Consider the following 12,333-nt stretch of genomic DNA (forward strand, 5'->3'; position numbering starts at 1 on the left):
TTGCTGAAGTTGCTCAGGGTTTTGACGGCAATGGCCAACACGATGTACATCAGGTCAGTTTCCTTGTAACCGGCGTCCAAGAACGTTTTCACTGTCTCGGTGCTTGGCTGCCCGTGGCTTTTGACCACGGCGACGGTGGTGGCGTACAGCGTGGCCAGCCTGGCATCTGGAATGGCGGTTTGCGCGCGGATGGCCTTGAGCACATCGGCTGGCACGCCGGACATCTTTTCCGCAATCATGCTGTGCGCTGCGGTGCAGTATTTGCAACCGTTCACCTGGCTGACCGCCAGAAACACCACTTCCTGCTCGGCTGGTTTCAGGCCTGATTCGCCACGGAACAAGCCGTAACCGTGCAAATAGGTGCTCAGAACACCAGGCGCGTTGGCCATGTTGGCGTACATATTGGGAATGAACCCGACCTGCTTGAGGGCCAGATCCAGGATTTCTTTTTGTTTGCCCTGTGCGCTGGCATGCTCGACGGGGTGAAGATTCTTGACAAGTGGGGTGGCGGACATGAATGGTTTCTCCTGATAGACAACGCAAAAATGACAATGCCAAAGACGGATTCCCCGGCTCATTTTGCGATAGCCCATGTTAGGCAGGCGCGGTGATTTAAGGTACACCAAACGTCTCGTTTGGATGTTCCAACGTTTCAACCTACATGCCAGAATGGAAACATGCCGACGTCGGCATCAAGCTACCCTGCGCAACAACTCAACTGCTTCACATCCTTGAAAAACGTCTGCGAGCACAGCTTCAAGCCCTCCACCATCGTCAGGTAGGTGAACAACTGGTCGGCCAAATCCTGCACCGTCATGCGCGCCCTGATCGCCAAGGCAGCGGTCTGAATGATCTCACCCGCCTCGCAGGCCACGGCTTGCGCACCGAGCAAGCGCCCCGTGCCCACCTCAGCTACCAGTTTGACGAATCCCATCGTCTCAAAATTGACCAAGGCGCGCGGCACGTTGTCCAGGCTCAAGGTTCGGCTCTCGACGTGCAGCCCGGCATCTTGTGCCTGCGCCTCGTCCAGACCAACGGTGGCGACTTGCGGCTCGGTGAACACCACGGCGGGCATGGTCGTCAGGTCCAGCCGTGCCTCACCATCCGTCATGTTGATGGCAGCGCGTGTGCCAGCAGCTGCCGCCACATAGACAAACTGCGGCTGGTCGGTGCAGTCACCCGCCGCGAAGATGTGCGACACGCTGGTGCGCATGGTCTCATCAATCTGAATCGCCCCCTGCACGTTGGTAGACAGGCCTGCGGCAGGCAGATTCAGCCCGGCCGTGTTGTGTACACGGCCCGTAGCGACCAGCAGCTTGTCGGCACACCACTCACCAGTTGATGTGGTGAGCACAAATTCATCGTTGGCATAACGCACCTGGCTGGCCTGCGTATGCTCCAACACCTCGATGCCTTCGGCACGAAAGGCGGATGTCAACGCCTGGCCAATGGCGGGGTCGTCGCGGTAAAACAGCGTGTGGCGTGCCAGAATCGTCACCTTGCTGCCGAGCCGGGCAAAGGCCTGCGCTAGCTCCAAGGCGACTACGGAAGAGCCAATGACCGCCAGCCTCCTCGGAATCGCGTCACACACCAAGGCTTCGGTGGAAGTCCAAAACGGCGATTCTTTCAAACCCGGAATTGGCGGCACGGCGGCGCTGGCACCGGTGGCAATCAGGCAACGGTCAAAGGCCAGTGCTTGCTCACCCCCCTCGTTCAAACGCACCGTCAAGCTGTGCTTGCTATTGAAGCGCGCCGTGCCACGCAACACCGTGATAGCCGCGTTGCCCTCCAGGATGCCTTCGTATTTGGTATGGCGCAGCTCAGTCACCCGTGCCTGCTGCTGTGCCAGCAAGGCCGAGCGGTTAACGGTGGGCAAGCCTGACGAAATGCCACTATCAAACGGGCTGCTCTGGCGCAGATGCGCAACATGCGCTGCCCGGATGAATATCTTGGACGGCACGCAGCCGATGTTGACGCAGGTGCCGCCGATGGTGGCACGCTCAATCAGCGTGACGCGCGCCCCGCGCTCCACCGCTTTGAGTGCCGCAGCCATGGCCGCGCCACCACTGCCAATAATGGCAATGTGCAAATCAGGCGCTGAGGCGCGAGTGGTGCAGGTGTCCGGGGTTTGTTTAAGTGGGTTCATGGTTCAAGAGGTACTCAGATGATGGCTTCACTTACCAGTCGCAGGTAGTTCACAGCCGTCCGGGCCGCAGCGGCGGTTGGTGGGCCACAGCAGATCCCAGACGGAGACCGCCAGCATCAGCCCCAAGCCCACATACAACAGACTGCCCGGCCAGCCGTCGCCGCCCAGCCATCCCAAGGTCCCTAGCACCAGCGTCGGACCAATCATGCCCAACACACTGCGGCGCCATTGCCGATGGCTCAGCCAGCCCAGCGCATTGACCACCAGGGCGAGCGCGGCAAACAGCGGCATCAGGCGGCTGATGAACAAGCCCTCGTACTCCTGTAAAAAGCCCAGGCCAAGGGCTGCGCCAATGCTGGCGATGACGGGAAAACAGGCGGCGCAGCCAAAGGCCGAGACGATGCTGCCAAAGGTACCGGCTTTGTCGGCGATGCGGGTTATCAGTGTCATCAAGTGTCTCCGGTTGATCAGTTTGCGGTTGCAGACAGCGTAAGATAGGTCTGTAGTCAAGTACGGAGTCAAGCACTGTATGCAAAATGGATTCGAAGGCCTCAAAAATGGTCTCACTATTGGTGCTTTTGCCCAAGCCGCCGGGGTCAATGTGGAGACCATCCGTTTCTACCAACGCAAGGGCCTGCTCTCGCAGCCCGACAAACCATTGGGGAGCATTCGCCGTTATGGAGATTCGGACGTGGCACGGGTCCGGTTCGTCAAGTCGGCACAGCAACTGGGCTTCAGTCTGGACGAAATTGCCGAATTGCTGCGACTGCACGACGGTACGCACTGTGCCGAAGCGCGCACGCTGGCAGAACACAAACTCGTTGGCGTACGCCAAAAATTGGCTGACCTGACAAGGATCGAGTCAGCGCTGACCGGCCTGGTGGAGCAATGCTGCGTCACCACCGGTAACGTGACCTGCCCATTGATCTCCGCGTTGCACTGCGGCACCGGCGCATGAGCATCGATTCATATCAACCAACAGGCCGCTCGAACAATTCGATTTTGGCTGTTTCTGCGATATTGCTGATCGCAGTGGGTGTCATCGTCTGGTGGCTTTGGTCTACGGAATTTGGCATGGGTGGCGACAACACCATGGAAGGGGTCGTTGCGCAACTACGCGCCTGGGGGCCGTGGGCAGCGTTGGGCTCGATTGTCCTGATGCTTGTTCACTCGTTTCTTCCTTTCCCGTCCGAGATCATCGCGCTGGCAAACGGGATGGTGTTTGGGCCATTCTGGGGTTCGGTCGTTACCTGGGTCGGTGCCATGCTCGGCGCTATCAGCACGTTCGGTCTGGTGCGACTGCTGGGTCGGCCGTTTATTGACCGCATGCTCTCGCAAAGCCAGTTGCAACGACTGTCCGACTGGTCGTCCCGGCAAGGCGGTATTGCACTATTGATAGGTCGCTTGATTCCCGTCGTTGCCTTCAATTTGCTGAATTACGCCGCCGCGATGACCCACATTTCGTGGTGGACCTACATTTGGGCGACTGGTCTGGGCATACTGCCACTGACCATTCTGCTCAATGTTTTCGGTGCCAGCATCCTGACCCTGACGACTTCGAACTGGATTTGGATCTTGCTCGGGGTTTTTGCTGTCACAGTCTGGCTACTGGCAAGACGCCATTCAAGGGCCAATAGGGACAGTCTGATTGAACAGGACCATGGAATGGATTGACCATGCACACTACTGGACCGTTTTTTATGTCTGATTCCCGTCAACTCTCGGGTGCTGAATTGGCGGCAGCCCTGCTTGAGAGCCGCCAGCGCACGCATTCTCTGGTGGATGATCTAAGCCCCGCGCAATGGAGCCCGCCGCGACAGATCGGCATCAACCCCATTGCCTGGGAGTTGGCGCACATCGCCTGGTTTGCCGAGTTCTGGATCTTGCGGGGCCCGCATCAGCGCGATGAGCAAGGGCTGGTTCACGCCGCGCGCCCCCCCCGCTTTGCCGGACCGGATGCATTGTTTGATTCCGCGCGACTGGCACACGCCCAGCGCTGGGGTCAAGCCATGCCCTCTCGTGCGGCGCTGGCGTCCATGCTGTCGAATCAGTTGGAAGCCTGTATCGCGGCGCTGCCGCTGGGCGCTACTGCGTATACCCGTGACGCGCAAGACCCGCTGTATTTTCATCGCCTGGCCCTGTTCCACGAGGATATGCACGGCGAAGCCTTTTGCTGGATGCGCTCGGCCTTGGCTTATCCCGCGCCCGACGGGGTGGCGGTGCCACAGTTGCCCGTCAGCAGGCCGCTGACCGTGCCGGGGGCCGAGGTCTGCATTGGCTACCGCAACACGGAACCGGGCTTCGCCTTCGACAATGAACGCCCCGCCATGAACGTTCGACTGGGCGACTTCGAGATCGACAGCACGCCCATGTCCGCCGGCGAGTTTGCCCGCTTCGTCGAGGCCGGGGGCTATGACAGCGCAAAGTACTGGCCCGCAGACGCTGGCGTGTGGCGAGCGCAGTCGGCTTGCGCGCACCCGCAGCATTGGCGACGCGGCCCCCACGGTGATTGGCAAATGCGCTGGTTTGACCACTGGCTGCCACTGGTCAGCACAGCACCCGCCATGCATCTGAACGCCTTTGAAGCCGAAGCCTATTGCCTGTGGGCCGGTCGGCGTTTACCGACCGCGAGCGAGTGGGAATACGCGGCAACAACGCAGCCGGGGTTTCACTGGGGCCACAGCGTGTGGGAGTGGACCTCAAGCGCCTTCGCGCCCTACCCCGGTTTTGAGCCTGGCCCTTACCATGCTTACTCGCAGCCCTGGTTTGGCAATCACCGCGAGATGCGTGGCGGCGCATTTGCCAGCCACGCCCGCATGCACAACCCGCGCTACCGCAATTTTTTTCAACCTCATCGCACCGACGTGTTTGCCGGTTTTCGCACGGCGGCACTTTAACAAGGCTTTGCGCGCCCCTCACCGCGACAGCGCGCCGCGAACCGCATAACTCAGCGCATCAACCAGCGCCAGCATGGCCAGCAAGACAGTGCTGGTCTCGCCCATCTGGAACAGGCCCATGTGAAAGGCCAGCATCTGCCCCAGGCCACCGGCGCCCACCACGCCAAGCACGGCGGCAGCGCGGATGTTGTTCTCCCAGCGGTAAAGGGTGTAGCTCATCAACTGCGGTAACACTTGCGGCAAGGTGGCGTAAAGGAACACGCGGGCTTCACCGACACCGCGCAACCGCAGCGCAAAGCTTGGCCCCGGTGCGGCGTTTTCTATGGCTTCGGCAAACAGGCGGCCCAGCACGCCTGCGGTGTGCAGACCCAAGGCCAGCGTGCCGGCAAACGGCCCCAAACCGGCCGCAATCAAGAGCAGAGCCGCCCACACCAGTTCAGGTGTGCTGCGCAAGGCATTGAGCAGCAAGCGCGTGGTCCCGCGCCAGCGCGCCGGGTCTTGTGCATGGGTTCTTGCGGCGGGCAGCGCCAAGGCCAGACCCAACAGCACCGCCAGCAGCGTGCCCAAGGCCGACATCGCCAGCGTTTCCAGGGTGGCCAGCAGCACCTTGGTGACAAACACCGTGCTGGTCTGTGGATGCAGCAGCTCGCCCAAAAAACAGCCCATTCTTTGCGCCGCGTTCCACGACCAGAACTGCGCCCATTGCAGATTGAGCGTTGCAAAACTGGCCACCACCAGTATCAGCACACCCAGCATCAACCAGCATGCCTTGCAGCGTGCATCAAACAGCTTGGGCGGCAATTTGTAGGTGTCGTTGGCGGCGCTGTGGTTCATGCATTCTTCCTCATGCCAAACCCTTGCGCAGCATCGCACTCATGCGGTCTGCCAGCCACACCAGCGCCATGAAGACCAGCAAAATGCTGGCCACTTCAGACCCGTTGAACATCTTCATGGAGGAGTCCATGAGCTGCCCCAGCCCACCGGCCCCGACAAAACCCAACACCGCGCTGGAGCGTATGGCGCACTCCCACCGGTACACGGTGTAGCTGGTCAGCTCACCCGCGTTTTGCGGCAGCAGGCCATAGAAGAAGGCTTGCAGCCGACCCGAACCATTGCGCATCAGATTAGTGGTGGCGTGGGCGTCGCCGCTCTCCATGATATCGGCGTAGACCTTGCCCAGCATGCCGCTGTAGGTGAGCGCAATGGCCAGCACGCCCGAGGTGGGCCCCAGGCCAACCACGCGCACAAACACCAGCGCCCACACCAACTCGGGCACGCTGCGCAGCACCAGCAGCAGCCAGCGCACCCCTTGGCGCAGCACGCTGGGTACCGTGGCCATACGACCAGTCAGGCTTGACAGCGACAGCACCCGCACCGACAGCAGCGACAAAGGGATCGCCAGCAGCAGCGCCAGAGTCAGGCCCGCTGTGGCCATGGCCACGGTGCGCCAGGTTTCACGCGCCAGCAGCCCCAAAAACTCGGCATCCATGCGGGGTGGGACGAACGCGCCGACAAAATTCAGCGCTGGCTTCAAGGCGCCCGGCTCCAGCAGCACCCAGGGCTTGAACTCGGTCAGCACCACAGCTGGCCAGAGCAAGGCCAAGCCCGCCAGCGCCCAGAAGACGCGCGCGGCCCAAGCCGGGTCACGCAAGGCGGGGCGGTTTGGCGTCAAGGCCGGCGCGGGCAATTCGTTGGGCATGGTGCGGTGCGGCTCAGCGGCAGTGCATGACGACCGGAGCCGGGTCAGTTGGCAAAGCGTCGGCCTCGGTGCTGGCGAGGCCACTCAATTCATGCAGATGCTGCGCATACAGCGCCTGCAAATGCTGCGGGGTCACCTCGGCGGCAGGCAAATCAAAGGCCACCTGGCCGTCGCGCAAGCCCACGATGCGCGGGAAATGGGCCAGGGCCATCTCGACATGGTGCAGCGTGGCCACCAGCGTGGCGCCGCGCTCCTGTGCCGCGCGGCTCAAAGTTTCAATGGCGTGTTGGGAGCGTGTCGGGTCCAGCGCCGACAAGGGTTCATCCACCAGGATGAGGCTGGCCTGAGACACCAGCGCCCGCGCCAGGCCCACGCGCTGGCGCTCGCCACCCGAGAGCCGGTCAACACGGTCAAACAGCTTGTCGCTGACATCAAACCCGGCCAGGGCTCGTTCTGCCAGCGCGATGTCCGTTGGGTAAAACAGGCTGCGCACGCTGGCCCACAGGCTCTCGTGCGGCAGGCGTCCCGCCAGCACGGCGGTGACCACGCGTTGGCGCGGTGGCAGCGGCGGAACCTGGGGCGCCAGAAACAAGGCACCGCGCAACTTCTGTAGCGCGCCGCGCGACAGCTGCCACGGGTCCTGGTCGTCCAGCAGCAAGCGGCCCGCGGACGGCTTGAGCGCACACGCCAACAAATGCAGCAGCGTGGTCTTGCCCGCACCGGACGGGCCGATGACGGCCAGTTGCTCGCCGGCGCGCACGGTCAGGTTCTGCTCGCGCAGCGCCGGCACAGCACCCAGCTTGGCCGAGGGGTGTTGGCCCGAGATGCCGTGCAGTATGATTTTCATGAATGAAATAAGGCTCTAGCCCTCGTAGAATATACGCGAGATGCTATTAAATACATAGCATTACTGTTTGACAACTTACTTCAGCAAACCCGCGTTGCGGGCGGCCTGTTCAATGCCCTTGTAGTTGTCGGCCTTGGTGGCAATGAAACGGGTGGCGCGCTGCAGCTCCAGAATTTCTTTGCCCTCGGCCGTGTTGCGGTCCAGCTTCAGGAAGGCCTGGGTCAGCTTGTCGCGCAGCGCCACCGGCATGTCGGCATGCACCGTCCAGTTGTAGTCAAAGTAGCCGGGGGTGGTGTAAAACACCTTCACCTTGCTGGCATCTACCTTGCCCTCTTTAACAAACTTTTCCCACACCGAGATGTTCAGGGCACCGGCGTCCACCTTGCCCGCCGCCACTGCGGCGATAGTGGCATCGTGCGCGCCGGAGTAGGCCACGCGCTTGAAGTCTTTGTCCGGGTCAATATGGGCCTGCAACAAAAAGCTGCGGGGCATCAAATGGCCGGAGGTGCTGGACTGTGACCCAAAGCTCACGTTCTTGCCTTTCAAATCCGCCAGGGACTTGATACCGGGATCACTCGTGATGAACACCGAGCGAAACTTCTCATCCTCTTCGCGCTGCACCAGCGGGACGACTTTGCCACCCGAGCGCACATTGGCCTGCACGAAGGTAAAGCCACCGTACCACGCCATGTCCACCTGCTTGTTGACCAGGGCCTCGACCGACGCCGCATAGTCGGTGACCGGCGTGAATTCGACTGGTCTGCCCAGGATTTTTTCCAGGTATTTCACCAGCGGGGCCGCCTTGCGCGCCAACTCGGTGGGCGACTCATCGGGGATGGCGGTCACTTTGAACACGGCTTGGGCCTGCGCCAGCGATCCGAATAGAACCAGCGCACATCCCAGCAAAATATGTTTTGGAGAAAATTTAGTCATGTGAATAGCCTGAAAAAGTGAGAAAACGAAGCAGCGATTAGACTCGAATCCGGCCACTCCTGCAGACCATGCGCCGCTGTAAAAACAGGTGTAAGGTTTTTTGACTTGGAGACGACTAACCTAACCCGCCGTGCTTGATGCCGGCTGCAAAACCTCGCCCATGACCCAAGCCCGCGTCCTCATCATCAGCCCCGCGTTAGCCGATGCCAACAATGGCAACTGGCAAACCGCGCGGCGCTGGTCGCGCATGCTGCGCCCTGCGTTCCAGACCACCATTGTGCAGACCTGGCATGGCGAGCCGTTTGATGTGATGCTGGCGCTGCACGCGCGGCGCTCTGCGGATTCGATTGCTGCCTGGGCCCGCGCGCAAGGTGCAGTGGCGGATGCACCGGGACTTGCCGTGGTGCTCACCGGCACCGATTTGTACCGCGACATTCAAATCGATACCTGCGCGCAAGCCTCCCTTGCCTATGCACAGCAACTGGTGCTGCTGCAGGAATGCGGGCCGGATGCCTTGCCTCCTGCGCTGCGGCACAAGGCGCGGGTGATTTTTCAGTCCACCCCCGCGCGGAACAAGGTCGTCAAGACAGGGCAACATGTGCGCGCCGTGATGGTGGGGCATCTGCGCGATGAAAAATCACCGCAAACCCTGTTTGCCGCTGCGCGTCTGCTCCACGGCCACCCCGACATCTTCATCGACCACATTGGCGAGGCGCTAGACGCACAACTGGGCGCGCAAGCCCAAGCCTGCGCTGCGCAATGCCCACACTACCGCTGGCTGGGCGGCTTGCCCCATGAAGCCACGCGGCGCCACATTCAGCGCGCGCATCTGCTCATCCATGCCAGCCGAATAGAGGGCGGCGCGCATGTCGTGATGGAGGCGGTGCGCAGCGGCACGCCCGTGTTGGCCTCCCACATTGCCGGCAACGTGGGCATGCTGGGGCCAGACTATGCAGGCTATTTTGCGCAAGGTGATGCGCAGGCGCTGGCCGATTTGCTGCTGCGCTGCCGCCGCGACCAGGCCGACAACCAGCCACATGCCGACAATTTCTACCACCAGTTGCAGGCCCAGTGCGCACAGCGTGCGCCCCTGTTTGCACCCGCCGCCGAACAAGCCGCGCTGCATGCGCTGGTGCGTGACTTGCTACCCAAAACCCCCAATCCAAAGTGAAGCGACTCGATGCAAGCACCTGAACAACCCATCCTCAGAGACATCGTGCTGGTCGGCGGTGGCCACAGCCACGTGGGCGTGCTTAAAAGCTTTGGCATGCAGCCGGTTCCCGGCGTGCGCCTGACGGTCATCTGCACCGACATGCATACGCCCTACTCGGGCATGTTGCCCGGCTATGTGGCGGGCCACTATGACTATGACGAAGTTCACATTGACCTGAGCCGTCTGGCGGTATTCGCCGGCGCACGCCTGTACCGCGACGAGGTGATCGGGCTGGACCGCGTCAACCGCAAAGTGCTGTGCCGCAACCGCCCGCCGGTGCCGTATGACGTTCTGTCCATCAACATCGGCTCCACGCCCCAACTCCATGGCGTGCCGGGCGCTCTTGAGAACGCCATCGCGGTCAAACCCATCACCCGCTTCAACGAGCGTTGGCTGGCACTGCTGGAACGTGTGCAGCGCCACCCCGGCACCACCACCGTGGCGGTGGTGGGGGCCGGTGCGGGCGGCGTGGAGTTGCTGCTGGCCATGCAGTGGCGCTTGCGCCACGCCTTGCACTCGCTGGGTCGCAACCCCGATGAGCTGGTCTTTCATCTGTTCAGCAGCGACCCCAACATTTTGCCGACCCACAACCTGGGTGTGCGCAGGCGTTTTGACGCCGTGCTGGCCGAGCGTCAGGTGCGGGTGCACCGCAACGCAGCCGTCACACAGGTGACGCCGGGGCGGCTGCAAACCGCTGCAGGCGAGGTGATCGATACCGATGAGATCGTCTGGGTGACCCGCGCCGGCGGCGCTGCCTGGCTGCGAGACACCGGCCTGGCGCTGGACGCAGACGGTTTCATTCAAGTCACCGACACCTTGCAGACGGTGACCGACCCCGCCGTTTTTGCCGCCGGCGACATTGCCAGCATGGTGAACCACCCGCTGGAGAAAGCCGGCGTTTTTGCAGTGCGCCAAGGGCCACCGCTGGCAGCGAACCTGCGCTTGAGTGTGCAGGGCGGGACTTTGAAACCTTACCACCCGCAACGCAGTTGGTTGGCGCTCATCAGCACCGGCGACCAGTACGCAGTGGCGTCACGCGGCTGGCTCGGTTTTGCCGGGGCCTGGGTGTGGCGCTGGAAGGACTGGATTGACCGGCGCTTCATGCGCAAGTTCCAGGACCTGACACCCATGGACACTCATGGCACCCGCGCGCAGCCGACATCGGCTGGTGTAGCTGGCACAGTGCAGCTCACGCCCGAAGAATCGCTGCAAGCCATCTCGGCCATTGCCATGCGCTGCGGCGGCTGCGGCGCCAAGGTGGGCGCCACGGTGTTGTCACGCGCCTTGAGCCAATTGCACCCGGTGCAGCGCGAAGACGTGGTCATCGGCTTGAGCGACCCGGACGATGCCGCCGTGGTGCGGGTGCCGTCCGGCAAAGCGATGGTCCATTCGGTGGACTTCTTTCGCTCCTTCATTGACGACCCCTACCTCTTTGGCAAGGTCGCCGCCAACCATGCACTGGGCGACATTTGGGCCATGGGCGCGCAGGCGCAGTCGGCCACTGCGATTGCCACCGTGCCCTCGGGCCTGGAGAGCAAGGTCGAAGACGTGTTGTTCCAGATGATGACGGGCGCGCTGGAAGTGTTGAACGAGGCCAACTGCGCCCTGGTGGGCGGCCACACCGGCGAAGGCAAGGAGCTGGCGCTGGGCTTTGCCATCAATGGTTTGATCGATGACGACCCGGCGCAGATCTTGCGCAAGAACGGCATGCGCCCTGGCGATGTGCTGATTCTCACCAAACCGATTGGCACCGGCACCTTGTTTGCAGCGCACGCGCGCCTGAGCGCCAAGGGCCGCTGGATTGACGCGGCCTTGCAGTCCATGGTGGTATCCAACCAAAAGGGCGCCCAGTGCCTGCGCGAATTTGGCGCAACTGCCTGCACCGACCTGACCGGCTTTGGATTGCTGGGCCACCTGGTAGAGATGACACGCCCCTCTGGGGTTGATGCGGAAATTGATTTGAGCGCGCTGCCCCTGCTGGATGGGGCGCAGGAATGCGTGGCTGGCGGCATCGTCAGTTCCTTGCAAAGCGCCAACGTGCGCCTGCGCCGCGCCTTGCGCAACCAGGAAGCGATGGTCAATCACCCCCGCTACCCGCTGATTTTTGACCCGCAAACGGCTGGTGGCCTGCTGGCCAGCGTGCCAGCCGACAAGGCACAGGCCTGCATCGCGGCGCTGCGTGAACTGGGCTACAGCCACACGGTGGCGATTGGCCGGGTTTTGCCGCAAGGGGAAGCGCTGGAGCCGATTTCGCTGTGCGCGTGAATGGCTGGGAGTCTGGACGGCAGCAGGCTCTGAAAATTGACGAAAATTCGACCTCTCGGAACGGCTCAGGCTGCGTTATTTCGTACTGGGCAACAAATCAGCCGGAGTGCAGCCCATGACCCGCTCGAAACTTTCAGGGACAAAACCGGGTGTCATCGGCTCGCGCAGTCAATCAACTTTGTAGGCCGCAAACCGCTCGTCAACCGTCGTGGCAAAGAGGTGGTTGCTGAAGTTGCTCAGGGTTTTGACGGCAATGGCCAACACGATGTACATCAGGTCAGTTTCCTTGTAACCGGCGTCCAAGAACGTTTTCACTGTCTCGGTGCTTGGCTG

The 12,333-nt window shown here is 61.9% G+C and carries 11 protein-coding genes and 1 pseudogene; 5 read left to right on the forward strand and 7 right to left on the reverse strand.

The features are described 5' to 3' along the window. The 3 genes and pseudogenes from WA157_RS15585 to merC all read right to left on the reverse strand — a co-directional run. A partial coding sequence (locus WA157_RS15585) for a carboxymuconolactone decarboxylase family protein (RefSeq protein WP_422621835.1) occupies positions 1-515 on the reverse strand: 515 nt, incomplete at its 3' end. Between the two features lie 182 nt (positions 516-697). Continuing rightward, positions 698-2,101, reverse strand: a pseudogene (gene merA / locus WA157_RS15590) (mercury(II) reductase); the annotation flags it as partial. A gap of 72 nt (positions 2,102-2,173) precedes the next feature. After that, complete coding sequence (gene merC / locus WA157_RS15595; protein ID WP_422621836.1) at positions 2,174-2,596, reverse strand: organomercurial transporter MerC; 423 nt, start codon at positions 2,594-2,596, stop codon at positions 2,174-2,176. A 79-nt stretch (positions 2,597-2,675) separates the two neighbouring features. On the opposite strand from merC, the gene merR reads away from it, so the two are divergent. The 3 genes from merR to senA are packed head-to-tail and all read left to right on the forward strand — an operon-like array spanning position 2,676 to position 5,043. Beyond that, positions 2,676-3,104, forward strand: coding sequence for an Hg(II)-responsive transcriptional regulator (gene merR, locus WA157_RS15600; RefSeq protein WP_422621837.1), 429 nt, complete (start codon positions 2,676-2,678; stop codon positions 3,102-3,104). Further along, positions 3,101-3,820 carry a TVP38/TMEM64 family protein gene (locus tag WA157_RS15605; protein WP_422621838.1) on the forward strand — a complete coding sequence of 240 codons (720 nt, stop codon included), beginning with the start codon at positions 3,101-3,103 and terminating at the stop codon, positions 3,818-3,820. Before merR ends, WA157_RS15605 begins: the two co-directional genes overlap by 4 nt. A 26-nt stretch (positions 3,821-3,846) precedes the next feature. Continuing rightward, positions 3,847-5,043 (forward strand): selenoneine synthase SenA, encoded by a 1,197-nt coding sequence (gene senA, locus WA157_RS15610; RefSeq protein WP_422621839.1) that lies wholly within the window; start codon positions 3,847-3,849, stop codon positions 5,041-5,043. Positions 5,044-5,061: 18 nt separating this feature from the next. Here senA and phnE read toward each other — a convergent pair whose 3' ends face one another. The 4 genes from phnE to WA157_RS15630 all read right to left on the reverse strand — a co-directional run bounded on the left by phnE (position 5,062) and on the right by WA157_RS15630 (position 8,522). Continuing rightward, positions 5,062-5,877, reverse strand: a complete 816-nt coding sequence (gene phnE, locus WA157_RS15615) for a phosphonate ABC transporter, permease protein PhnE (RefSeq protein WP_422621840.1) — start codon at positions 5,875-5,877, stop codon at positions 5,062-5,064. Between the two features lie 10 nt (positions 5,878-5,887). Beyond that, positions 5,888-6,742 (reverse strand): PhnE/PtxC family ABC transporter permease, encoded by an 855-nt coding sequence (locus tag WA157_RS15620; RefSeq protein ID WP_422621841.1) that lies wholly within the window; start codon positions 6,740-6,742, stop codon positions 5,888-5,890. A gap of 13 nt (positions 6,743-6,755) precedes the next feature. Further along, positions 6,756-7,589 carry a phosphonate ABC transporter ATP-binding protein gene (locus tag WA157_RS15625; RefSeq protein WP_422621842.1) on the reverse strand — a complete coding sequence of 278 codons (834 nt, stop codon included), beginning with the start codon at positions 7,587-7,589 and terminating at the stop codon, positions 6,756-6,758. Between the two features lie 75 nt (positions 7,590-7,664). Further along, a complete protein-coding gene (locus WA157_RS15630; protein ID WP_422621843.1) occupies positions 7,665-8,522 on the reverse strand; it encodes a putative selenate ABC transporter substrate-binding protein in 858 nt (285 codons plus the stop codon). A gap of 160 nt (positions 8,523-8,682) precedes the next feature. Here WA157_RS15630 and senB point away from each other — a divergent pair, with 160 nt between their 5' ends. After that, the gene (gene senB, locus WA157_RS15635) at positions 8,683-9,693 is read left to right on the forward strand and encodes a selenoneine biosynthesis selenosugar synthase SenB (RefSeq protein ID WP_422621844.1); all 1,011 of its coding nucleotides are present in this window, start codon (positions 8,683-8,685) and stop codon (positions 9,691-9,693) included. Between the two features lie 9 nt (positions 9,694-9,702). Further along, on the forward strand, positions 9,703-12,000 hold the full coding sequence (selD, locus tag WA157_RS15640) for a selenide, water dikinase SelD (protein ID WP_422621845.1): 2,298 nt from the start codon (positions 9,703-9,705) through the stop codon (positions 11,998-12,000). The last annotated feature ends 333 nt before the right edge of the window (positions 12,001-12,333 follow it).

Source organism: Rhodoferax ferrireducens (assembly GCF_049302455.1).
In the GTDB taxonomy this organism is placed as follows: domain Bacteria; phylum Pseudomonadota; class Gammaproteobacteria; order Burkholderiales; family Burkholderiaceae_C; genus Rhodoferax; species Rhodoferax ferrireducens_B.